The sequence below is a fragment of the Brucella sp. BE17 genome (assembly GCF_039545455.1).
In the GTDB taxonomy this organism is placed as follows: domain Bacteria; phylum Pseudomonadota; class Alphaproteobacteria; order Rhizobiales; family Rhizobiaceae; genus Brucella.
The window spans coordinates 874,244-897,879 of sequence record NZ_CP154467.1 but is presented as its reverse complement, the minus strand read 5'-3'; the positions used below and the strand labels follow the sequence as shown (position 1 = coordinate 897,879).

Sequence of the window (23,636 nt, the reverse complement as noted above, 5' to 3'; positions counted from 1 at the left end):
GAGCAGGAGGGAATTTCTCATCCGCTTATACCAAAGCGTTGACATGCCGCCGCATAACGCCTTGAAAATATTCAATTTAGAAGACATTTACCAGATGTCGATGAAATATACTTATCGATATCTGGTATTAGTCCAGCGCTATGGCGCGAATACGGCGGTTCTCGAACCGGACGCCGATTTTGCCGAGAATAAGATCGAGCGCTTTTTGGCCGAAAACATCACGACGCCAGCCCTGAAGTGCTGCGACATTGGCGTTCTCACCCTCAGCGGCAATCTTGTCGATGTCATCGGAGTTGGCGATGATCTTGGCCGCAACGCCGTGTTCTTCGGCCACAATCTTGAGAAGAACTTTCAACAGTTCCGATGCTGCAGCACTTCCCTCCGGCGCATTGCTTTGCTTGGGCAGTTTTGGCAGGTCTTCCTTGGGGATCGCCAGGGCGGTTTGAATGGCGGTAACCAGACCTTGCGCCTGTGACGAGCGCTCCCAGCCTTTTGGAATCGTGCGCAGGCGACCCAGCGCCTCAGCGTCTCGCGGCTGTTGTGTCGCGATTTCTGCGATTGTGTCGTCCTTGATCACGCGACCACGGGGCACATTGCGTTCACGGGCTTCGCGTTCACGCCATGCGGCGACAGCCTTGACGATGGCCAGCTCCATCGGCTTGCGCACACGTGCCTTGACCCGCCGCCAGGCGTCGTCCGGGTGCAGATCATAGGTTTCGACGGCTTTGAGAACCGCCATTTCCTCGTTCACCCAGTCGCTGCGGCCTTCCTTGGCCAATTCCTGCTGCAAATGCAGATAGACATCGCGCAGATGCGTTACATCGGCCAGAGCATAATCGAGTTGCTTGTCGGAAAGTGGACGCCTGCGCCAATCGGTAAAACGCGATGACTTGTCGATTTGCTGCCCGGTTATCTTCTGTACAAGCTGATCGTAGGAAACAGAATCGCCATAACCGCAGACCATGGCCGCAACCTGTGTGTCGAAAATCGGCGAGGGGACAAGTCCGCCCAGATGATAGACGATCTCGATGTCCTGTCGCGCCGCGTGAAAGACTTTCACGACCTTCTCATCACCCATAAGACGGAAGAAGGGTGCAAGATCCAGTCCCGGTGCCAGCGCATCAACCAGTGCTGTCTGCTCGGGCGAGGCCATTTGGATCAGGCAAAGTTCCGGCCAAAAGGTCGTCTCCCGGATGAATTCGGTGTCGACTGTAACGAAATCGGATTTCGACAGGGCGGATACGGCCTCTTCAAGGGCCTCGGTCGTGGTAATGAGCTGCATAGTCTTCTTTTTAGATAAATGGACGCTCAATGTCGCGCCGCGATAAACACAGAAGGATGGAATAACACGGAAATAGTGTTTTTTGTCGACTTATTCTGTCAAGCTGCACTAACAAAGCTGTGGCAAGGCAGTGCAGGCTTGACAAAGCGTGGTCAAAATGCGCTTTTCCGCCAAATTGCAGGGCTTTGCCTGCACAAGATCATCGCGTTCCATAAGGCAGAAATCATGCACCGTTATCGCAGCCATACCTGCGCAGCCCTTCGCAAGACCGATGTCGGCTCGACCGTTCGTCTGTCCGGCTGGGTTCATCGCGTCCGTGACCATGGCGGCATTCTCTTCATTGATGTTCGTGACCATTACGGCATTACCCAGGTCGTCGCCGATCCCGATTCGCCTGCCTTCAAGGTGGCCGAAACTGTGCGCGGCGAGTGGGTCATTCGCGTCGATGGTGAAGTGAAGGCCCGTGCGGATGATGCGGTCAACGCAAACCTCCCTACCGGTGATGTCGAGATTTTCGCAACAGAAATCGAAGTGCTGGCAGCCGCCAAGGAATTGCCTCTGCCGGTGTTTGGCGAGCCGGATTATCCCGAAGATATCCGCCTCAAATACCGCTTCCTCGATCTGCGCCGCGAAACGTTGCACAAGAACATCATGAGTCGCACAAAGATCATCGCCGCGATGCGTCGCCGCATGAGCGAGATCGGCTTCAATGAATTCACCACGCCGATCCTGACTGCGTCCTCGCCTGAAGGCGCACGCGACTTTCTCGTGCCGAGCCGTATTCATGAGGGCCAGTTCTACGCGCTGCCGCAGGCACCGCAGCAATATAAGCAGCTGCTAATGGTTGCCGGTTTCGACCGCTATTTCCAGATCGCACCCTGCTTCCGCGATGAAGACCCGCGTGCCGACCGGTTGCCGGGCGAGTTCTATCAGCTCGACGTTGAAATGAGCTTTGTCACCCAAGAAGAAATCTGGGAGACGATGGAGCCGGTCATGCGTGGCATTTTCGAAGAATTTGCTGAAGGCAAGCCGGTTACGCAGAAATTCCGCCGCATTGCTTATGACGATGCCGTCCGCACCTATGGTTCGGACAAGCCGGATCTGCGCAACCCGATTGAAATGCAGGCCGTGACCGAGCATTTCGCCGGTTCCGGCTTCAAGGTCTTTGCCAACATGATCGCCAATGACCCAAAGGTCGAGGTGTGGGCTATTCCGGCCAAGACCGGCGGCAGCCGTGCGTTCTGCGACCGTATGAATTCATGGGCGCAGAGCGAAGGCCAGCCGGGTTTGGGCTATATTTTCTGGCGCAAGGAAAGCGACAAGCTCGAAGGCGCTGGACCGCTTGCCAAGAATATTGGCGAGGAACGCACCGAAGCGATCCGCACCCAGCTTGGGCTTGATGATGGTGACGCCTGCTTCTTTGTCGCTGGTGATCCGAAGAAGTTCTACAGGTTTGCCGGTGACGCACGTACGCGTGCAGGCGAGGAATTGAACCTCGTTGACCGCGAGCGTTTCGAGCTTGCATGGATCATCGATTTCCCGTTCTACGAATGGGACGAGGACAACAAGAAGCTCGATTTTGCCCACAACCCTTTCTCCATGCCGCAGGGCGGAATGGATGCGCTGGAAAACCAGGACCCGTTGTCGCTGAAGGCCTATCAGTATGATCTGGTCTGCAACGGTTTTGAAATTGCATCAGGCTCGATCCGTAACCAGTTACCGGAAGTCATGGTCAAGGCGTTTGAAAAAGTGGGGCTCAGCCAGCAGGATGTGGAAGAACGCTTTGGCGGACTTTATCGTGCATTCCAGTATGGCGCGCCGCCGCATGGCGGCATGGCGGCGGGTGTGGACCGCGTGATCATGCTTCTGGTCGGTGCAAAGAACCTGCGCGAAATCTCGCTGTTCCCCATGAACCAGCAGGCACTCGATTTGCTTATGGGCGCGCCGTCGAATGTCGGCCCGGCACAATTGCGCGATTTGCATATTCGTCTGGCACCGCCAACGCAAAAGAGTTGATCGACAACTTCTCAATACAAAAAAACCCGGCTTAGCGCCGGGTTTTTCTTAGTCAAAGTTCAGATCAGTCGTTGGCGGAAATGCCGACTTTCAGCAACTGGATGATCTTTGTCGGATCAAGCGATGCGGTTGCAGCAATCGATGCAAACGTCACCGGCTGGTCGGGGGTTGCCGAAAGCGTCAGCGACTTTGGATCGCTGAAATATTTGTCGGCTGCAGCCTTGACCTGTTGCGCGAATTCCGGGTTTTTCAACTGGGTTGCCAGAAGGGGCACCATCAATTTCATTTGCTCGCCAAGTGCCTTTGCGTCTGAACCCTGCTGCTTGGCATAATAGCCGAGTAATTTCTGCGTCAGTTCCTCGTTATCGAAGCGGATTGTCAGGTTCTTGAGGTTCAGCTGTTCGGCAAGACCCAGCATCGCCAGACCAGCGGCATCCTTGTTGGCGTCAGCCTTGCCCATGGCTTGCTGCGTCTTCTTTACAGCGTCAACGAAAGCCAGATCGTAACCGCCCAGATTGCCGGTGATGTTGATCTTACCAAGATCATCGGCATCGATTTCTAGTTGGTCAAGCGTGGTATCGCCGGACTTTGGTGACCAGCTTCCCTTGGAGGAGAGCGAGGCTTTCAACGTGTTCATGTCGAGCGCTGCGAGCGGGTTTTTGCCGGCTTTTTCAAACGTCGCATCGATGTCGTCAATGGTCCAGACATAGGCGATCTTTTCGGCCTTGTTGGATGTGTCGAGTGCCATCTCGAAATCCTTGATGGTCGCGCCGTCCTTGCCCGGTGTGCCGAATTCCACCCTATCGATCTTTACCTTGTCATAGAGCATGATCTTGTCGAGCGTTTCGGTCGCATTCGCCGATGGAACCTGAACGTTCTCCATCGACATGCCCTTGATCACAGCCTTGTCGTTCTTGCCTGGAGCACTGTCGAGGGCCATATCGGGAACCTCGATTTCGCCAATGGTGAAACCGCCATTGGGCGCGTCCTGCACGTTTTTGAGCTTCACATCGCCAATTGCCACGTCCTTGTCGGCAACCGTTTTCATCTTGAGCTTGGTGCCTTCAAGAACGATATCCGCGCCGTCGGCCTTGACATTGGTGAAGCTCAATTCCCCACCCTGTTCCGCGTAGAGGTCCTTCAGGCGTTCAGCGACCGCATTAGCGTCCGCGGCAATGGCAGCGCTGGCAAAAACCAGAGAAAGTGCTGTGCCAGCGGCGAGAATACGCGCGGCGGGCTTGAGGGAGATGAAAACGTGCATGGGGGGCTCCTGCCTGATCTGATTATGGGCTGCATTCATAGGCGCAAAAACTGATCGTTAACAACCGAATTTGCGGCTCACACGAATGCAACGGGAAGTTTACTTCCCTCAATGTTGTTTAAGGCATGAATGACGGCGGATTTGCGACGCACCTGCGCTTAAACAGATTTTGTATAGTGCGAATTTTTGCTACTAAGAGCCATGGGTAAAAGTTTGATTCCGCCGGGCGACGGCGAAGAGCACATTGAACGCGTCGATCTCAAGTCCGCGCTTGAGGAACGCTATCTCGCTTATGCGTTGTCGACGATCATGCATCGTGCGCTACCGGATGTGCGCGACGGGCTAAAGCCTGTGCACAGGCGCATCATGCATGCCATGCGCCTTCTGCGCCTTAACCCCGATCAGGCCTATGCCAAGTGCGCGCGTATCGTGGGCGACGTGATGGGTAAGTTCCACCCCCACGGCGATGCCTCGATCTATGACGCGCTGGTGCGTTTGGCGCAGGATTTCGCGGTGCGTTATCCGCTGGTCGACGGGCAGGGCAATTTCGGCAATATCGACGGCGATAATGCCGCCGCCATGCGTTACACCGAAGCGCGCATGACCGAAGTGGCAACGCTGCTGCTTGAAGGCATCAACGAAAATGCCATCGATTTTCGCCCGACCTATAATGAGGAAGACGAAGAACCCATCGTTCTTCCCGGCGCTTTCCCGAACCTTCTTGCCAATGGATCGGCAGGCATCGCAGTCGGTATGGCGACCAATATCCCGCCGCATAATGTGGCGGAGCTTTGCTCGGCAGCCCTCTATCTCATCAACCATCCCGATGCGGGCGTTGAAGAACTGGTCACATCGTCCGTTGAATGGGAAACCTTGAAAAAGGAAGCCGAGAGCGATCCGTCAGCCCTTCTCAAATGCAAGGTGCGCGGGCCGGATTTTCCGACGGGCGGTGTTCTGGTCGAGGATGAGAGCAATATTCTTGAAGCCTATCGCACCGGACGCGGGTCTTTCCGCGTGCGTGCACGATGGGAAAAGGAAGAGGGCAATCGCGGCACATGGGTGATCGTGATCACCGAAATTCCCTATCAGGTGCAGAAATCTCGACTGATTGAAAAGATCGCCGAACTGCTTCTCGCGAAAAAACTGCCTTTGCTCGACGACATTCGCGACGAGTCGGCGGAAGATATCCGTGTTGTTCTGGAGCCAAAGAATCGTAGCGTCGATCCCGAATTGCTGATGGAATCGCTGTTCAAGCTGACCGAACTTGAAAACCGCGTTTCTCTCAACATGAACGTGCTTTCGCATGGCAAGGTGCCGAACGTGTTGTCGCTTGGCGGCGTGCTACGCGAATGGCTGGAGCACCGCAAGGACGTGCTGGTGCGTCGCTCCGAGTTCCGCCTTGCCGAAATCGAAAGGCGCCTTGAAATTCTTGGCGGCTTCCTCAAAGCCTATCTCAATCTGGATGAGGTCATCCGTATCATCCGTGAGGAAGACGAGCCGAAACAGGAATTGATGCAGACGTTTGAGCTCAGCGACATGCAGGCTGAATCGATCCTCAATATGCGCCTGCGTTCGCTGCGCAAGCTTGAGGAATTCGAGATACGCAAGGAGTTTGACGCTCTGACTGTAGAAAAAGCTGACCTTGAAGGTCTGCTTGCGTCCGGCACACGGCAATGGAAGAAGATCAGCACCGAAATCAAGGCGGTGCGCGATAAATTTGGCCCGACAACCTTGCTCGGTAAGCGCCGGACCAATTTTGCGCAAGCTCCCACCCACGACTTGACAGATATTCATAATGCGATGATCGAGCGCGAGCCTGTGACCATCGTCGTGTCGGAAAAGGGCTGGTTGCGCGCGTTGAAGGGCCATATGGCGGATTTCTCAACGCTTGCCTTTAAAGATGGCGACAAGCTCAAGCTTGCATTCCATGCCCAGACCACCGACAAATTGCTGTTTTTCACGACAGGCGGCAAGTTTTTCACCATCGGTGCAAATACGCTTCCGGGCGGACGCGGCCATGGCGAACCGATCCGCATTCTGGTCGATATGGAAAACGATCAGGATATTCTGACGGCTTTCGTGCACGATCCGGCAGCAAAACTCTTGCTCGTTTCGCATGAGGGTAATGGATTTGTCGTGGCTGAAAGCGAAGCGATCGCCAATACCCGTAAGGGCAAGCAGGTGATGAATGTGAAGGTGCCCGATGAGGCAAAGCTCTGCCAGCGTATTTCGGGTGATCACATCGCCGTGGTGGGTGAAAACCGCAAGATGGTGGTGTTCCCGCTTGCAGATATTCCGGAAATGACACGCGGCAAGGGTGTGCGCTTGCAAAAATACAAGGACGGCGGCGTGTCGGATGTGCGCACTTTCGTTCTTGCCGAAGGTCTCACATGGCAGGATTCGGCGGAGCGGACATTTACGCGCAACGCGCAAGAACTTGGCGAATGGCTGGCCGCTCGTGCCTCCGCCGGGCGTCTGGTGCCAAAGGGTTTTCCGCGTTCGGGCAAGTTTTAATGCAAAAATAAAAAGGCGGCTTCAAGCCGCCTTTTTATTGCAATTTCCGTCGATCATTCTTCCGGCTGAAAGCGTTCCCAGCCGCGCGGTCCCAGATGTTCCTGTGGCGTGAAACGGGTTTTATATTGCATCTTGGACGATCCCTCGACCCAGTAGCCGAGATAGACATGTGGCAGTCCTGCGGCACGGGCGCGCTCGATATGATCGAGAATCATGAAGGTGCCGAGCGAGCGTTCCAGCATTAGCGGCGCGTAAAACGAATAGACCATGGAAAGCCCATCGCTCATCACATCGGTGAGTGCAGCCGCAATCAGTTCGCCATCGCCTTTGGGAGAGAGGAAACTGTCCGGACCCCGTCTGCGATATTCGATGATCTCGGTGTCGACATGCGTGTCCTCGACCATCATCGCATAATCGAGCACAGTCATGTCGGCCATGCCGCCGGACTGGTGCCGCGCATCCAGATAATCACGGAACAGCGCATATTGTTCGGTGCTGGGCTGGGCCTTGTGCGCGCGCCCGATCAGGTCGCGGTTCTGGGCCCAGATGCGACGCATATTGCGCGTCATGACGAATTCGTCGACCACGATGCGCACGGAAACACAGGCGCGGCATAATTCACAAGCTGGGCGGTAAGCGATATTCTGCGAGCGACGAAAGCCGCCCTGTGTCAGAAGGTCGTTTATCTCGTTGGCGCGGTCTCCGACAAGATGCGTAAACACCTTACGCTCCATCTGCCCCTCCAGATAGGGGCAGGGCGAGGGCGCAGTGAGATAAAACTGCGGAGACTGTTGCGGCTGATGGGTCATTCAATATCCAGCAAAAGGCAATATCCAGCAAAAGGCCTTACCCAAACCATCACGATACTGCCTTAAGGATTGGGCCGGAAGCGCAAAACGTCAATAGATATTATACGCAGTCGCGTTTGAATTCTTCTGAACTTTTTTGCGTAAGGCTGAAAACCATCGTCATGCCCCTTTCCTCTTCTGATCGACAGTGGTTCACACTCGGTAGTTTGCTATTATACGATCTTTTCATACTTGTGGCAGCTTAAGCTTCGAGCCTCAGGGATATTATCGGAACATAGCCCGATATTCACGCGGTGTCATATCGCGTAGTGCTTTGAACTGTCGATTGAAATTGGCCAGCGACGCATAGCCGATATCTGCAGCAATATGCTGGATCGGCTGCGAAGTGGCAGAAAGTCGGGCGCAAGCCTCGCCGATCCGCAGGCTGATTAGATAGTCGGAGATGCTGGCCTGCGTATGTCGTCTGAACATACGGTGCAGGCCGGACTCGCTCAAGGCTGCGACTTCGGCGATCTGACCGATCCGGATCGGCTGGTTGTAATGCCGATGGAGATAGGCAAGCACCCGGTCGATACGAGAGCGGTCCCCTTCAACGTCTTGCGGTACGATGGTGGAAAGGGGATGCCGCTTGCTTTCCGCAAGCCGCACCACGATTTCCAGAAGAGCGATCAGCCTTTGCGTGGGCGTTCGGGAGAACATGGCTTGAAAATCTGCCGACAAGGCATGGCCGAGCGCGCCATCGAATGCCAGCCCGGTTACAGCGTCACGGATCAGACGAATGACCGACGTAAATTCCACGCTACCGGCGGCAAGCGTTTCGATCCATTCCCGGCGAAACCAGAATACCAGAGCGATATGCGGTTCATTCGCGTCGATCTTCTCGCGGGAAGCCCATGTGTGCGGCAGGTTGGGACCGATCAGGACAAGATCGCCATGATCGTAGCTTGAGACATGGTTTCCTATGAAGCGCTGGCCACGCGAGTTGAGCGTCAACGTCAACTCATATTCCGGATGGTGGTGCCATTCGAACGGAATGGCATTGTCCAGTCGACGATTGAGCATGCTCCACGACGAATCCGGTGATGTGGAAAGATGTTCGAGATAGGGCTTCATTCTGGCCTGTTTATCAACTCAAAGGCCGGAATAGTATCATTATTGGCCCTATTCCGACAACATGCCAAATATTGCGGGCATAGTCTTGAGCATCAGGGGAAACAATGATGGGAGAATGAGATGCAAGCCACCACAGCGCACAAGCGCGACAGCCACCCGACTACCTCCGCCACGATGCCGCTCCAGGATATCAGGAAGACCTTGCCGCTGCGTGTCCTGTCGACGGCCGACTGGGAGCATTGGACGACGAAAGGCTATGTCATTGTCCGTGGCGCGGTGCCTGCAGCAAATGTCGAACGCCTTGTCGAGTTGCTCTGGAGGTTCGACGAAAAAGACCCCAGCAATCCTTCGACGTGGTACGCGCCGCAGCGGCGCGAACACAAGATGAAGGAATTGAACAATACCGGAATGCTGGAAATCTACAATCACCAGTATCTCTGGGACAATCGCATGGAAAAGCGTGTCTACGACGTATTTGTGGATATATGGGACCGTGAAGATCTCTGGGTCACCGTCGACCGCGCCAATCTTAATCCGCCGAAGAAGGTGAAGGGAAACCCGAACGGCTTCATTCATTGGGACGTGGATACGTCCATTCGGCCGCTTCCGATCGGCGTTCAGGGCGTTCTCAGCCTGCAAAAACAGGACGGAGATGTCGGTGGCTTCCAGTGCGTCCCTTACCTGTTCGAGCATTTCGAGGAATGGGTGAAGACACAGCCTGCGGACCGCGATCCGATGCATCCCGACATGACGGGCTTGTCGGTCGTCAATATCGACATGGAGCCGGGCGATCTGATGATCTTCAATTCGCTGCTGGCACACGGCGTGCGGCCGAACCATTCGGATCATCGCGTGCGCATGGCGCAATACATCTCCATGCATCCGGCTGAATTCGACAATGAAGCGGAACGACAGGAGCGCATCCGGCTCTGGAAAGAGCTTGACCATCCCAAGCGCGATGCGTTCCCCGGTGATCCACGGGAATGGGAAAAGCACAATGCCCGGACCGCCAGACTCACGCCGCTTGGTGAAAAGCTGCTCGGCCTGAGCCGTTGGTAGATGTGAGCAGCCCGCTCACGGGAGAGGGCTGCTTTTTTATAAAGTCGTGTCAGGGCGAGCTTTGGCCTTGAATTTAAAAACCATCAGATTAGAGCCGATACAGGATTTCCTGTATTGCAACAACGGGAGTTCGGTTGACGTGTCCAGTTACTGAAGGATTTTCGCTTTAACGATCCGAACGAATAACGGCGGTTCCGAGCAGCAGATCATGCACGGTGCGCTTGCGGTCGAGAACCAGTGTTGCAAGCAAAATCAACGGCGTCAGAACAACGTTGAAACCCCAGAACAGCACAGAATGCACAATGGCCAGCATCGGATCGATTGTGCCGCCTTCAAGCTTGACCAGCTTGAGGTTCATGATCTGCATGCCCTTGGTGGCCTGATTTGGGCCGCCCATTGTGCGCGCAACGTAAAAGAGTGCAACGGCTGGAAACATCACCGCATAAAGCATCCAGCCAAGGCTCAGCGTAATGATGCCGAGAATGGCAATCACGATGGCCGCCGGAATGCAAAGCAGAAACACGATCAGATAATCGATCAGAAAAGCCATGATGCGGCGCGTACGCACGCCTTCGAAGAAAGCGCGGCTTTCATAACGAGGACCCATTACTTCGCCGTGCAGTATATGATCGGACATGTTTCCTTCCAGTCTTTGCCAGATAGCAACCGGAAATGAGTGACCGGCGCTGCTCCGCACTGTGCGGAACAGAAAATAAGATGGGATTAAAAATCGACACTTTCAAGGACGGCCAAACATTTGCGCGAGAAGGATCGCCAATCAGTCCTGATTTTTGAGTTTTTGCGCGACATCGAGCGCAAAATAGGTGAAGATGCCGTCACAGCCAGCGCGCTTGAATGCCAAAAGACTTTCCATCATCACCTTTTCCTCGTCGATCCAGCCATTGATGCCTGCGGCTTTGATCATCGAGTATTCGCCAGACACCTGATAGGCGTAGGTTGGCAGGCGGAATTCATCCTTCAGCCGCTTAATGATGTCGAGATAGGGCAGGCCGGGCTTGACCATCAGCATGTCCGCGCCCTCGATCACATCCTGCTCTGCTTCGCGCACCGCTTCCTGCCCGTTGGCCGGATCGAGATAATAGGTCTTCTTGTCGCCCTTCAGAAGTCCGCCGGTGCCAATAGCATCCCGATAGGGGCCATAGAAAGCAGAGGCGAATTTGGTCGCATAGGACATGATCGGCACGTGGTGAAAGCCGTTTTCGTCGAGTGCGCGGCGGATGGCGCCGACGCGGCCGTCCATCATGTCGGAGGGTGCGATGATGTCGCTGCCTGCCTCGGCCTGCGAAAGAGCACCGCGTACCACCATGGCGACCGACTCGTCATTGATGATTTCGCCATTGCGCAAAATGCCGTCATGACCGTGTGTCGTAAAAGGGTCGAGCGCTGCATCGGTGATGATGCCGATTTCAGGCACTTCCTTCTTGATGGCGCGAATGGCGCGATTGATCAGATTGTCGGGGCTTGCGACGAATGCGCCGTCCTCTGTCTTGATATCCGCAGCTTCACGCGGGAAGGGGGCAATTGCCGGAATGCCGAGCTTGGCGGCTTTTTCGGCCATGTGCACAGCCTTATCGATCGAATAGCGTTCGACACCAGGCATGGCATCCACCGGTTCAGTGATACCTGTACCATGAGTGAGGAAGAAAGGCAGGATGAGATCGTTTACTGTCAGATGATTTTCCTGCACCAGCCTACGCGACCAGTCGGTCTTGCGCATACGGCGCAGGCGCCGGCTGCCGGTTACATCATCGACATGCTCGCTGATACGGGTCGGAAGATATCTGGACTGACGATTGCTCATAATTTTATTCCTGGGATAGCTGCCCTGAAATAGGCCGTGCTTCACGGGCCGACTTTATGAAGTGAGGCTTTATCACGGAAAAATGGGTGAAACCAAGCATATTGGCTTGCTTGGGCCTGTGTGGGATTGACGCGGGGGCTATCACTTTCTACCCCTTCTTTCTGACGCCTATTGAGCGGGAGAGGAAATCATGCAGGCAGAATTTGGTGGCGGCAGCGAAATCAGCTTCGAGCGCAAGGGCAAGGCGGGGCTTGTCCGGCTTACACGCACATCGGCGCTCAACGCACTCACACAAGAGATGATTCTGGCGCTCGACCGTGCCTTGCAGGCATGGGAAGACGATCCGGACGTATCCCATGTCATCGTCGAAGGCGAGGGCCGCGCTTTTTGCGCCGGTGGCGATGTGGTTGCAGCCTATAAGGCAAAACAGTCGAACATGCCTGCTTACGAATTCTTTCGCGATGAATATCGCCTCAATGCCCGCATCGGACGTTTTCCAAAACCCTATATTTCGCTGCTCGACGGGATCGTCATGGGGGGCGGTGCCGGTATTTCCGTACACGGGTCGCATAGGATCGTCACCGAAAACACCTTGTTTGCCATGCCCGAAACCGGCATCGGCTTTTTCCCCGATGTCGGTGGCAGCGCCTTTCTGCCTCATTTGCACGATCATTTCGGGCTTTATCTGGCTTTGACCGGTAACCGCATTCGCTGGGGTGATTGCCTTCAGAGCGGTATTGCCACCCATGCGATTGCAGCAAGCGATCTTGACGATCTGCGAGACGATCTTGTCGCAGGCGTTGATCTCGATGCGGCGCTGACCCGTAGCCAGTATCCCGATTTCGAGACCTCGATTGAAACCCGTGGCGTGATCACGCAGTGTTTTTCAGGTGCGACACTGGAGGAATGCCTCGCTGTGTTGCAGGAAATGGTGGCATCGGGCAGCAAGCCCGCAGCCGATATTGTGAATGTGATTGCCACGCGCTCGCCGACCAGTGTTGCGGTTGCCTTCCGGCAGATTACAGAGGGGCGGGCGCTTAATCTCGATGATTGCATGCGCCTGGAATATCGCATTGCCAACCGTATGCTGGAGAACCACGATTTTTATGAAGGCGTACGTGCGGCCTTGATCGACAAGGATGGTGCGCCGAACTGGCAACCTGCATCTTACGACGCAGTCAAGTCGGAAATAATCGACGCCTATTTCGATTCTCTTGGCAACAAGGAACTGACATTCTGATGCATATGGATGAATTACGCCAGCAAACCCAGTCGAGTGGTCTTGAATGGTTATTCGCTTTGTTCATGCGCCTTTTGGCATTGATTGTGTTGGCGACCGGCATCTTCTACTGGATAAGACTGATTGGTATCTACCCGGGATTGCTCTGGCGTTTTGATCTGATGCCGTGGATGTGGCAGACGGCAAGTGTTGCACTGGCCTTGCTGATGCCTGTGGCGGCGACGGGGCTATGGATGCGTGCCCCATGGGGGCCGGTGCTCTGGCTTGTCGCGGCAATCGGCGAGATTGCGATCTATTCGATTTTTTCGCGTTATTTCGAATATAGGCCGCTGACCGCCGGGCTCAATGCGACCTTCATTCTTATTTACATCATTTTCCGCGTGCTGCTCTGGCTTGAGAAGAAGAAGCAGGCGCGAAAGCAACTGGCTCTGTAAAGGCCTAGCCCTAAAGTGCTTTTTTGCCTTCAAAGCGGGCGAACGGTTTTGATTGGTCGCCCTTAAACAGCAGTACATCATAGGTATCGGGTGTGCTGCCCGGCGCCTCCATACCCGGTGCGCCTATTGGCATACCGGGGACGGTGAGTCCTTTTGCTTGCGGACGCCCAGCCAGAAGCTGTTTGACGGCCTGTGCTGGGACATGGCCCTCAATGACATAACCGTCGACGATGGCGGTATGACATGAGGCAAGCTTGGGGGAGACCCCATGATGCGCCTTGATTGCGTCCATGTCGTCTTCGGCTTTGATGGTCACGTCAAAGCCAGCGGCTTTCATATGTGCAGCCCATCCCTCACAGCATCCGCAAAACGGATCTTTATACATGATGACCGAATGTGCCTGAGCGCTGACAGGCTCGGATTGTGCAAAAGTGACAAGGCCTGTGAAGCTGAGAAGACTGCCAAGAATGAAAGAACGCACAAGGTAAAACGACATGATCACTCCGATGGACAGTCTATAGTCGACCTTACACCGCATTTTGTCTCATAACAAATAGCCTCTTCTCCCTGCCAGTTGTGGCAGAACGGCCACAACCGTGCCGTGTTGACAGGTATGAAGCGATAAATTGGCCGCATTTATACCTGATGAGGCTTGCAAAGCGGGTCGCGCGACATGATTAAGCCATAAAAAAATACATATGCATTTCATGAGATTGCGAGCGTAATATTTTAGCAGCTTCTGACTTATCCAGAAGTGAACACGCGCAGGGTGACGCGAACGGGGCCTCGTCTCAACGGCCAGTTGATGGTATGTTGCGGATGATTACCTTTTATGCGGTGCGCTTTTTTGGGACTAAAGCAAATGACCAAGATCGACAGACAGGCAGAAGCTTTCAAACTGGGCCGCCGCGGCTTCTTGCGCGGTGCTGCAACGGCTGGCCTTTCAGTAGCTGCTTCGAGCGTTGCGTCCTCATCCTTTGCCCAGCAGATGCTCTCAGACGTGATGGGATCGCCGGGACGGGGCAACTGGGCGGATCAGTTCGATGCGCGTGCAACCGGCGGTCAGACGGTTGCGACAAACCAGCCGGTGTTGAGCCCGCATACGGTCGGCAATCTCCAGAACGCCATTGCGCAATATACCGATATTGCCGGACGCGGTGGGTGGCCGAACGTGCCGGGACAGGCCAGGCTCAAGCTTGGCGTCAGCGACCCTTCTGTACAGGCATTGCGCAAGCGTCTGATCATCTCAGGTGATTTGCCGCAGAGTGCTGGTGTTTCCAATGCTTTCGACACTTATGTTGATGCTGCGGTCAAGCGTTTCCAGGCACGCCATGGCCTCCCTGCCGATGGTGTGATGGGCAAGTTTACCTATTCTGCAATGAATGTGGATGCCAATACGCGCCTTGGCCAGTTGCAGACCAACCTGCAGCGTCTGTCGCCGCTCGCAAGTGCTGGTTCCTCCGAGCAGCGTTTCGTAATGGTCAATATTCCGGCAGCACGCATCGAAGCGGTTGAAGGCGGCAGCGTCATGCAGCGCCATACGGCTGTTGTGGGCAAGATCGACCGCCAGACGCCAATCCTCAATTCAAAGATTCACGAAGTTATTCTCAATCCTTACTGGACAGCGCCGAAATCGATCATCCAGAAGGATATCATTCCGCTGATGCGCAAGGACCCGCAATATCTGGCCAAGAACAAGATCCGTCTTTACGATCAGTCCGGTCAGGAAGTCGCACCCGAAACCATTGACTGGAATACCGATGACGCTGTCAAGCTGATGTTCCGTCAGGACCCGGGCAAGATCAACGCCATGTCCTCGACCAAGATCAATTTCCACAACCAGCATGCCGTCTATATGCACGACACGCCACAGAAGAGCTATTTCAATAAGCTGATGCGTTTTGATTCGTCGGGCTGCGTTCGTGTACAGAACGTGCGCGACCTCGATGTGTGGCTATTGAAAAATACCGCAGGCTGGGATCGCCAGAATATCGAAGAAACCATCCGTTCCGGCGAAAACAGGCCGATCGCGGTTTCTGATCCTGTGCCGCTGCATTTCGTCTACATTTCGGCTTGGTCCACGGGCGATGGCGTGGTGCAGTTCCGCGATGACATCTACAAGATGGACGGTGCGTCGCAATTGGCGCTTGGCACAGATACCTGATTTCTGGCGCCTGATCGCCGTCCGATTTTGTCTTAAAAAGCCGTTCGGAGCTATTTCGGGCGGCTTTTTCTTTTGTGTCGCTACACACTGCCGCATTTTGGAACATGCTTTTCGCTTTGCGGCCATTGGCCTTGACCGTTCAAGTGTGATAATGCGCCTCATCCAATAGCTGTTACCGGCTGACCCGGAGGGTGTGAAATGTCGCAAGCCAATGCCGCCTCGAATGCGTCTTTAGATGCTTTCTTCAATGAAAACCTTGAAAGCGTCGATGCTGATATTTTCGGCGCGATTCGCAACGAACTTGGCCGTCAACGCCATGAAATCGAGCTGATCGCTTCGGAAAACATCGTCTCGCGTGCCGTTCTTGAGGCGCAGGGTTCCATTCTCACCAACAAATATGCCGAAGGCTATCCGGGCAAGCGCTATTATGGCGGCTGCCAGTATGTCGATGTTGTCGAAGAACTGGCGATCGAACGCGCCAAGAAACTTTTTGGCGCAGAGTTTGCCAATGTGCAGCCCAATTCCGGCAGCCAGATGAATCAGGCCGTGTTCCTGGCCCTTCTGCAACCGGGCGACACATTTATGGGGCTGGACCTCAATTCCGGTGGTCACCTGACGCATGGCTCGCCCGTCAACATGTCCGGCAAGTGGTTCAACGTCGTCTCCTATGGTGTGCGTGAAGACGATCATCTGCTCGATATGGACGAAGTTGCGCGTCTGGCACGTGAAAACAAACCAAAGCTTATTCTTGCTGGCGGCACCGCCTATTCGCGCATCTGGGACTGGAAGCGTTTTCGCGAGATTGCTGACGAAGTCGGCGCCTATCTCATGGTCGATATGGCACATATTGCAGGTCTGGTCGCCGGTGGCGTGCACCCGTCGCCTGTGCCGCATGCCCATGTCTGCACCACCACGACGCACAAATCCCTGCGCGGTCCGCGCGGTGGCATGATCCTGACCAATGACGCCGATATCGCCAAGAAGATCAATTCGGCCGTGTTCCCCGGTCTTCAGGGTGGACCGTTGATGCATGTTATTGCCGGTAAAGCTGTGGCCTTTGGCGAAGCCTTGAAGCCTGAATTCAAGCTTTACGCGCAGAATGTTGTCGCCAATGCCAAGGCACTGGCTGAAGAATTGAAATCAAGTGGCCTCGATATCGTTTCGGGCGGCACCGACAATCACCTGATGCTAGTTGATCTTCGCCCGAAAAATGCCACCGGCAAGCGTGCAGAAGCAGCCCTTGGCCGCGCCAACATCACCTGCAACAAGAATGGCATTCCGTTTGATCCTGAAAAGCCGTTCGTCACTTCCGGTGTGCGTCTTGGCACGCCCGCAGGTACGACGCGGGGCTTTGGCGTCACCGAATTCAAGGAAATCGGCTCGCTGATTGCAGAAGTCCTCGATGGCCTTAAGGCTGCCAATTCGGATGAAGGCAATGCAGCCGTCGAACAGGCGGTGCAAGACAAGGTCATCGCTCTGACTGCCCGCTTCCCGATGTACGGCTATCAGGGATAATTTTTGTCCTTTCAAAAGCCCCGCTCAACTTCTGTTGAGCGGGGCTTTTTTTTGTGAGCGCTCAATAGCGACAACTGATTTGGAGATGCGAGGTTGCGGGAAAAGTATTTAATTGAACTATCTTAATGATATTATTTTAAAGGATATTATAATGAAGAAAAATCTAATATTTTTTATGATGTGCATTGCCTTGTCCGGTGTAACTGAAACATATGCTACGCCCGGAACATTGCAAGCTGGCGCTTTGGGATTGCAACAGGCGCATTTTTGCCCGATCAGGGCGACTGGGCAAAGGATCGCGAAAAGTCATTGGACTAAGGGAGGCTCATCCGCAAAGCCACCCGCAAAGATGGAATGTTCATATGCAACACTGGATCTTTGTAAAAAATATTGCCCCTTCTGGAGAAATTTTATTTGTGCTGTGTGCGATGATGAGTCTTGGGAATGCGTGTCGCTTAGTCCGAAGCGGTAAGAGAAATGACTGTAAATAGAACACGGAACTGCTCTCACATGCTTATACAAGATTGTAAGAATGCGCTATGATCCGTGTGAATCAGCCGCTCATTTGTCATGTTGCAGTTTAGTTGAAAGAGTTCCATGCGTTGTCCCTACTGCCAGTCCGAAGATACACAGGTGAAGGATTCCCGGCCTGCCGAGGATGGCTCTGCCATTCGCAGGCGTCGTGTCTGTTCGGTGTGCGGCGGGCGCTTTACGACATTTGAGCGCGTACAGCTTCGCGATCTGATGGTGGTGAAGAAAAGCGGTCGCCGGGTGCCGTTCGACCGTAACAAGCTGGCTCGGTCCATCGATGTGGCGCTGCGCAAGCGCGAAGTGGACATTGAACTTGTTGAACGCGCCATTTCCGGCATCGTGCGTCAGCTTGAGAGTTCGGGCGAGGCGGAAGTTGCATCCGATGAAATCGGTCGCCTGGCCATGGATGCGCTAAAGGGCATCGACGATATTGCTTATATCCGCTTTGCATCGGTTTATCGCAACTTTAGCGAGGCCGTCGATTTCCATAACGTCATTGATGAATTGACCGCACATGACGCGGACGGTGACGTTGAGGATGACGTGGACGCATAGGCATGAATAAGCCGCAATCGCCCAAGGTCGATCTATCGGCCGACGATCTCCGCTTCATGGCGGCGGCAATCCGCTATGCGCGCCGTCACAAGGGGCTGACCGGCACCAATCCCTCCGTGGGAACATTGATCGTGCGCGATGGCGTGATCGTCGGACGCGGCGTGACGGCCATCGGCGGCAGGCCGCATGCCGAGCCACAGGCGCTCAATGAAGCAGGTGAGGCGGCACGCGGCGCAACGGCCTATGTCACGCTTGAACCCTGCGCCCATCACGGTCGCACGCCCCCCTGTGCCGAAGCGCTGGTGCGCGCGGGTGTCGCCCGCGTCGTGGTTGCAGCAACCGATCCCGACGAGCGGGTGAGCGGCAAGGGATTTGCCATTTTGCATGAGGCGGGTATCGAAGTCGTACCGGGTGTCTTGGCAAAACAAGCCGCCAATGATCTCGCGGGCTATTTGAACAGGTCTTCCAGAAAACGCCCCGAAGTCATTCTGAAGATTGCACTTTCTGCAGATGGAATGATTGGACAAAGGGGCGAGGGGCAGGTGGCAATCACCGGTGCTGTGTCGCGCGCGCAGTCGCATATTTTGCGGGCGCAAAGCGATGTGATCCTCATTGGCATTGGAACAGCGCTGGCCGATGATCCCCTGTTGAACTGCCGCCTGCCGGGACTGGAAAGCCGTGCGCCGGTGCGTGTGGTTCTCGATAGCAGTCTGCGTTTGCCCTTGACCTCGAAGCTGGTGAGAACGGCGGACGTGCAACCACTGTGGATCGCTTGCGGCGAAGAGGCAAGTGATGAACGCCGCTATGAATTGAAGGCTGCGGGGTGCCGTATCCTTGCAACCGAGACTCATGAAGGACGTGTAGCACTCCCCGAAATGATGGATGACCTTGCAGCCCTTGGGATCGGATCGGTTCTGGTCGAGGGCGGAGCCGCAATAGCACAAAGTTTTCTGGAGGAAAAACTGGTCGACCGGCTTATTGTCTTTCGCTCCGCTATCGAAATCGGGAGCGAACAAGGGGTTGCCGTGGCCGGTCTTGAAACCCACATGACTGAGGAGTTTGAAATTCTCAGGCAAGCGCAATATGGCGAGGATGCCTATCGTGAATATGTAAGGAAGACTTGATGTTTACAGGCATTGTGACCGACATTGGCAAAGTGGAGCGGATCAAGCCTTTGAATGAAGGCGTGCTTCTGCGTGTCGAGACTGCCTATGATCCCGAAACCATCGAACTGGGCGCATCCATTGCCTGTTCAGGCGTGTGTCTCACCGTTGTTTCCTTGCCGGAAAAGGGCAGCAATGCTCGCTGGTTCGAGGTTGAGGCATGGGAGGAGGCCTTGCGCCTCACGACCATTTCGGATTGGCAGGCCGGACGTCCCGTAAATCTGGAGCGCTCGCTGAAATTGGGCGACGAAATGGGCGGGCATCTGGTGTCCGGTCATATTGACGGGCAGGCGGAAATCATCATGCGCAAGGATGAGGGGGATGCCGTGCGCTTCACGCTGCGTGCGCCTGAAGCATTGGCACCCTTCATTGCACAAAAAGGTTCTGTTGCGCTGGATGGCGCGTCGCTGACTGTCAACGGTGTTCAGGGCAATGACTTCGACGTTCTCCTGATCCGCCATTCGCTGGAAGTCACCACATGGGGCCAGAGAAAAGCCGGTGATCGCGTCAATATTGAGATCGATCAGCTGGCTCGGTATGCGGCAAGGCTTGCGCAATACGGGAAATAGGCTTAGAGCCTAGTCCACAGCTACAATCACAGTCGATTTTCGCGTTGAACGCAGGATTTGCGGTCCGCAAATTTTACCATGGAGTCTCTCATGTCCAAGCACGAGGCGCATGCGCCGCATTTGCTTATCGTTGAAGCACGGTTTTACGACGATCTGGCCGACGCGCTGCTCGACGGCGCTAAAGCTGCTCTGGATGCGGCGGGTGCGAGCTATGATGTGGTGACGGTGCCGGGCGCGCTGGAAGTTCCGGCAACCATTTCCTATGCGCTTGATGGCGCAGATAATGGCGGCACGAAATATGACGGCTTTGTAGCCCTTGGCACTGTCATTCGTGGCGAAACCTATCATTTCGACATCGTCGCCAACGAATCCTGCCGTGCGCTCACCGATTTGGCCGTCGAGGAAAGCATCGCTATCGGCAACGGCATATTGACGGTTGAAACTGACGAACAGGCATGGGTGCGTGCCCGCCGTTCCGATAAGGACAAGGGCGGTTTTGCAGCTCGTGCAGCACTGACGATGATCAATCTGCGCAAGAAATTCGGAGCCTGAAACCATGAACTCTTCCGCAGAAAACCGCCCGACGCCAACCGGTCCGCGCACCGCCAACAAACGCGGCGTGGCTCGCTTGGCCGCTGTGCAGGCGCTCTATCAGATGGATGTTGCAGGAACCGGCGTCTTGGAAGTAGTGAGCGAATATGAAGCCTTCCGGCTTGGCAAGGAAGTAGACGGCACACAATATCTCGATGCCGATCCACAATGGTTTCGTTCAATCGTTGCCGGTGTCGTGGAAAACCAGCTTACGCTTGATCCGCTCATTCATCAGGGGCTGACCGAGGACTGGCCGCTGTCACGCCTTGATTCGACCCTGCGCGCCATTCTCCGCGCTGGTGCGTGGGAATTGAAAACACGCAAGGACGTGCCGACCCCCGTTATCGTCTCGGAATATGTCGATATCGCCAAGGCTTTTTATACCGAAGAAGAACCGAAGCTCGTCAACGCCGTGCTCGACCGGCTGGCATTTGAGCTGCGCGGCGAAAGCCGTGGCGTGAAGCCGCGACACTAATTTGTCTTTTGCAATGATGCAGACAAGGCCTGTGAGAAATCGCGGGCCTTATTCATTTTAGGCTCATAAAGAACGACTTGACGTTTGTTTAACCGTTTCGCATGCTGCGGGTGCGGCATAAAGAATGCTGAACTGACCAAATGCTTCGATGCCGCTCTTGTCGGTCCGGGGAGGGGATTTCGGGCCTTGAATGCGTGTGACTGACGTGGCTGTCTGCCCGAAGGGCGGAGCGGGGCGGGTTCACGCAAACCCAATGGGAGTTGGCCTTTATGCAAATGGCAGTTTTACTTCTCGTCATTGTCTGCGGTGTGCTTTCTGTTCTTTTTGCACTGTGGTCGATCCGCTCGGTCCTCGCAGCTGATCAGGGCACCGCACGTATGCAGGAAATCGCCGGTGCTATCCGCGAGGGTGCGTCGGCCTACCTTACCCGGCAATATTCGACCATTGCTATCGTCGGCATCGTCGTATTTGCCGCCGTCTGGTATCTGCTTTCGCTCAGTGCTGCGATCGGCTTCCTGATCGGCGCGGTGCTCTCGGGGCTTACGGGCTTTATCGGTATGCATGTCTCGGTGCGTGCCAATGTGCGTACGGCGCAGGCCGCATCCTTGAGCCTTGCGGGCGGACTTGAACTGGCATTTCGCTCCGGCGCGATTACCGGGCTTCTGGTCGCGGGTTTGGCACTCCTCGGCGTTTCGGTTTATTATGGTATTCTTACGCTCTGGCTTGGTTATGCACCTGCTGACCGCACGGTGATCGATGCGCTGGTAGCGCTCGGTTTCGGTGCTTCGCTGATTTCGATTTTTGCGCGTCTGGGCGGCGGTATCTTTACCAAAGGGGCGGATGTCGGCGGCGATCTGGTCGGCAAGGTCGAGGCGGGAATTCCCGAAGACGATCCGCGCAATCCGGCAACCATAGCCGATAATGTCGGCGATAATGTCGGCGACTGCGCAGGCATGGCCGCCGATCTGTTCGAGACTTATGCCGTTACCGTTGTGGCAACCATGGTGCTGGGCGCAATCTTCTTTAACGGCTCGGACGTGCTGCCGAGTGTCATGCTCTATCCGCTGATGATCTGCGCCGCCTGTGTCATAACCTCGATTGCAGGCACGTTTTTCGTCAAACTTGGCGTCAACGGTTCTATCATGGGGGCGCTCTATAAAGGGCTGATTGCCACTGGCGTGCTTTCCGTGGCGGGCCTTGCCATTGCAAACATGCTGACCATCGGCTGGGGCGAAATAGGTACCGTTGCCGGTAAAAGTATCACCGGAACCAATCTCTTCATCTGCGGGTTGGTCGGCTTGCTCGTTACCGGTCTTATTGTGGTGATTACCGAATATTATACCGGCACCAACAAGCGTCCGGTCAATTCCATCGCGCAGGCGTCTGTCACCGGTCATGGCACCAATGTCATTCAGGGGCTGGCGGTATCGCTTGAATCAACCGCTCTGCCTGCGATCGTCATCGTTGGCGGCATCATTTCCACCTATCAGCTCGCGGGCCTTTTCGGAACGGCGATTGCGGTCACCGCCATGCTTGGTATTGCCGGTATGATCGTGGCTCTGGATGCGTTCGGCCCCGTAACGGATAATGCTGGCGGTATCGCTGAAATGGCGGGGCTCGACCCTGAAGTGCGCAAAGCGACCGACGCGCTTGACGCGGTTGGCAATACCACCAAGGCCGTGACAAAAGGCTATGCCATCGGCTCGGCGGGATTGGGCGCTCTGGTGCTGTTTGCGGCCTATTCCAACGATCTCGCCTATTTTGCCGCCAATGGCCAAACCTATCCCTATTTTGCGGATATGGGGCCGGTATCGTTTGATCTCTCCAATCCTTATGTGGTGGCCGGGCTGATTTTCGGCGGGCTTATTCCCTATCTGTTCGGCGGCATGGCCATGACGGCTGTGGGGCGTGCGGGCAGTGCGGTGGTGCAGGAAGTGCGGCGTCAGTTTCGCGAAAATCCGGGCATCATGACAGGCGAGACACGGCCAGATTATGCGCGCGCAGTCGATCTGCTGACGCGGGCGGCGATCCGCGAAATGATCCTTCCCTCGCTTTTGCCGGTCCTGGCACCGATTGTGGTCTATTTTGGGGTATTGCTGATTTCAGGCTCCAAGGCTGCGGCCTTTGCAGCGCTTGGCGCGTCGCTTCTGGGCGTCATCGTCAACGGTCTGTTCGTGGCTATTGCCATGACGTCGGGCGGCGGTGCATGGGACAATGCCAAGAAAAGCTTCGAGGACGGCTTTACCGACGCGGATGGCGTCAAGCACCTCAAGGGCTCGGAAGCGCACAAGGCTTCGGTGACGGGCGACACGGTCGGCGATCCCTATAAGGATACGGCGGGACCAGCGGTTAATCCGGCCATCAAGATCACCAATATCGTGGCGCTTTTGCTGCTGGCGGTCTTGGCGCATATGGGATGAGCATTTTAAGCCAAAAGTGCGAAGCGTCTTCGCAGGCAAATCAGTTCACTGGACTGATTTCTAATCCTGCTTCGATGCGTTGGATAATGTGATAACTTTAATA

Annotated in this window: 20 protein-coding genes; 13 read left to right on the top strand and 7 right to left on the bottom strand. The window is 55.2% G+C overall.

All coding sequences use genetic code 11. The features are described 5' to 3' along the window. Nucleotides 1-127 precede the first annotated feature (127 nt). Complete coding sequence (gene rnd, locus AAIB41_RS04410) at nt 128-1,282, bottom strand: ribonuclease D (protein WP_343314402.1); 1,155 nt, start codon at nt 1,280-1,282, stop codon at nt 128-130. A gap of 225 nt (nt 1,283-1,507) precedes the next feature. On the opposite strand from rnd, the gene aspS reads away from it, so the two are divergent. Then, entirely contained in the window at nt 1,508-3,298 is a 1,791-nt protein-coding gene (aspS, locus tag AAIB41_RS04405) for an aspartate--tRNA ligase (protein ID WP_343314813.1), read from the top strand. Nucleotides 3,299-3,362: 64 nt separating this feature from the next. Here the strand turns inward: aspS and AAIB41_RS04400 are convergent, their stop codons facing one another. After that, complete coding sequence (locus AAIB41_RS04400; protein ID WP_343314401.1) at nt 3,363-4,559, bottom strand: hypothetical protein; 1,197 nt, start codon at nt 4,557-4,559, stop codon at nt 3,363-3,365. A 201-nt stretch (nt 4,560-4,760) separates the two neighbouring features. On the opposite strand from AAIB41_RS04400, the gene parC reads away from it, so the two are divergent. Then, a complete protein-coding gene (gene parC, locus AAIB41_RS04395) occupies nt 4,761-7,073 on the top strand; it encodes a DNA topoisomerase IV subunit A (protein WP_343314400.1) in 2,313 nt (770 codons plus the stop codon). A gap of 53 nt (nt 7,074-7,126) precedes the next feature. Here parC and AAIB41_RS04390 read toward each other — a convergent pair whose 3' ends face one another. After that, nucleotides 7,127-7,882: an arginyltransferase gene (locus AAIB41_RS04390; RefSeq protein ID WP_343314398.1), complete on the bottom strand. Its 756-nt coding sequence runs from the start codon at nt 7,880-7,882 to the stop codon at nt 7,127-7,129. Between the two features lie 264 nt (nt 7,883-8,146). Continuing rightward, nucleotides 8,147-8,995, bottom strand: coding sequence for an AraC family transcriptional regulator (locus AAIB41_RS04385; protein WP_343314397.1), 849 nt, complete (start codon nt 8,993-8,995; stop codon nt 8,147-8,149). Nucleotides 8,996-9,115: 120 nt separating this feature from the next. Between AAIB41_RS04385 and AAIB41_RS04380 the strand changes: the two genes are divergently transcribed. Next, nucleotides 9,116-10,054, top strand: a complete 939-nt coding sequence (locus AAIB41_RS04380) for a phytanoyl-CoA dioxygenase family protein (protein WP_343314396.1) — start codon at nt 9,116-9,118, stop codon at nt 10,052-10,054. A 166-nt stretch (nt 10,055-10,220) separates the two neighbouring features. Here the strand turns inward: AAIB41_RS04380 and AAIB41_RS04375 are convergent, their stop codons facing one another. Both AAIB41_RS04375 and hemB read right to left on the bottom strand, forming a co-directional pair. Then, a complete protein-coding gene (locus AAIB41_RS04375) occupies nt 10,221-10,691 on the bottom strand; it encodes an RDD family protein (protein ID WP_343314395.1) in 471 nt (156 codons plus the stop codon). A 141-nt stretch (nt 10,692-10,832) separates the two neighbouring features. Beyond that, nucleotides 10,833-11,876, bottom strand: coding sequence for a porphobilinogen synthase (gene hemB, locus AAIB41_RS04370; RefSeq protein ID WP_343314394.1), 1,044 nt, complete (start codon nt 11,874-11,876; stop codon nt 10,833-10,835). A 190-nt stretch (nt 11,877-12,066) separates the two neighbouring features. Here hemB and AAIB41_RS04365 point away from each other — a divergent pair, with 190 nt between their 5' ends. Together AAIB41_RS04365 and AAIB41_RS04360 are read left to right on the top strand one after the other, a co-directional pair. Then, a complete protein-coding gene (locus tag AAIB41_RS04365) occupies nt 12,067-13,116 on the top strand; it encodes an enoyl-CoA hydratase/isomerase family protein (protein ID WP_343314393.1) in 1,050 nt (349 codons plus the stop codon). Then, entirely contained in the window at nt 13,116-13,550 is a 435-nt protein-coding gene (locus AAIB41_RS04360) for a DUF6163 family protein (protein WP_343314392.1), read from the top strand. Before AAIB41_RS04365 ends, AAIB41_RS04360 begins: the two co-directional genes overlap by 1 nt. A 10-nt stretch (nt 13,551-13,560) precedes the next feature. Here AAIB41_RS04360 and AAIB41_RS04355 read toward each other — a convergent pair whose 3' ends face one another. Continuing rightward, on the bottom strand, nt 13,561-14,046 hold the full coding sequence (locus tag AAIB41_RS04355; protein WP_343314391.1) for a DUF411 domain-containing protein: 486 nt from the start codon (nt 14,044-14,046) through the stop codon (nt 13,561-13,563). Nucleotides 14,047-14,412: 366 nt separating this feature from the next. Between AAIB41_RS04355 and AAIB41_RS04350 the strand changes: the two genes are divergently transcribed. The 8 genes from AAIB41_RS04350 to AAIB41_RS04315 all read left to right on the top strand — a co-directional run bounded on the left by AAIB41_RS04350 (nt 14,413) and on the right by AAIB41_RS04315 (nt 23,533). Beyond that, nucleotides 14,413-15,714: a L,D-transpeptidase family protein gene (locus tag AAIB41_RS04350; RefSeq protein WP_343314390.1), complete on the top strand. Its 1,302-nt coding sequence runs from the start codon at nt 14,413-14,415 to the stop codon at nt 15,712-15,714. Between the two features lie 198 nt (nt 15,715-15,912). Then, entirely contained in the window at nt 15,913-17,229 is a 1,317-nt protein-coding gene (glyA, locus tag AAIB41_RS04345; RefSeq protein ID WP_343314389.1) for a serine hydroxymethyltransferase, read from the top strand. A gap of 597 nt (nt 17,230-17,826) precedes the next feature. Further along, on the top strand, nt 17,827-18,315 hold the full coding sequence (nrdR, locus tag AAIB41_RS04340; protein WP_343314388.1) for a transcriptional regulator NrdR: 489 nt from the start codon (nt 17,827-17,829) through the stop codon (nt 18,313-18,315). Nucleotides 18,316-18,317: 2 nt separating this feature from the next. Continuing rightward, nucleotides 18,318-19,439 carry a bifunctional diaminohydroxyphosphoribosylaminopyrimidine deaminase/5-amino-6-(5-phosphoribosylamino)uracil reductase RibD gene (gene ribD, locus AAIB41_RS04335; protein WP_343314387.1) on the top strand — a complete coding sequence of 374 codons (1,122 nt, stop codon included), beginning with the start codon at nt 18,318-18,320 and terminating at the stop codon, nt 19,437-19,439. Next, on the top strand, nt 19,439-20,047 hold the full coding sequence (locus AAIB41_RS04330) for a riboflavin synthase (protein WP_343314386.1): 609 nt from the start codon (nt 19,439-19,441) through the stop codon (nt 20,045-20,047). Before ribD ends, AAIB41_RS04330 begins: the two co-directional genes overlap by 1 nt. A 90-nt stretch (nt 20,048-20,137) precedes the next feature. Beyond that, nucleotides 20,138-20,599: a 6,7-dimethyl-8-ribityllumazine synthase gene (locus tag AAIB41_RS04325; RefSeq protein ID WP_343314385.1), complete on the top strand. Its 462-nt coding sequence runs from the start codon at nt 20,138-20,140 to the stop codon at nt 20,597-20,599. A 4-nt stretch (nt 20,600-20,603) separates the two neighbouring features. Continuing rightward, nucleotides 20,604-21,113, top strand: coding sequence for a transcription antitermination factor NusB (gene nusB, locus AAIB41_RS04320; protein ID WP_343314384.1), 510 nt, complete (start codon nt 20,604-20,606; stop codon nt 21,111-21,113). Nucleotides 21,114-21,382: 269 nt separating this feature from the next. Further along, nucleotides 21,383-23,533 carry a sodium-translocating pyrophosphatase gene (locus AAIB41_RS04315; protein ID WP_343314383.1) on the top strand — a complete coding sequence of 717 codons (2,151 nt, stop codon included), beginning with the start codon at nt 21,383-21,385 and terminating at the stop codon, nt 23,531-23,533. Nucleotides 23,534-23,636 lie beyond the last annotated feature (103 nt).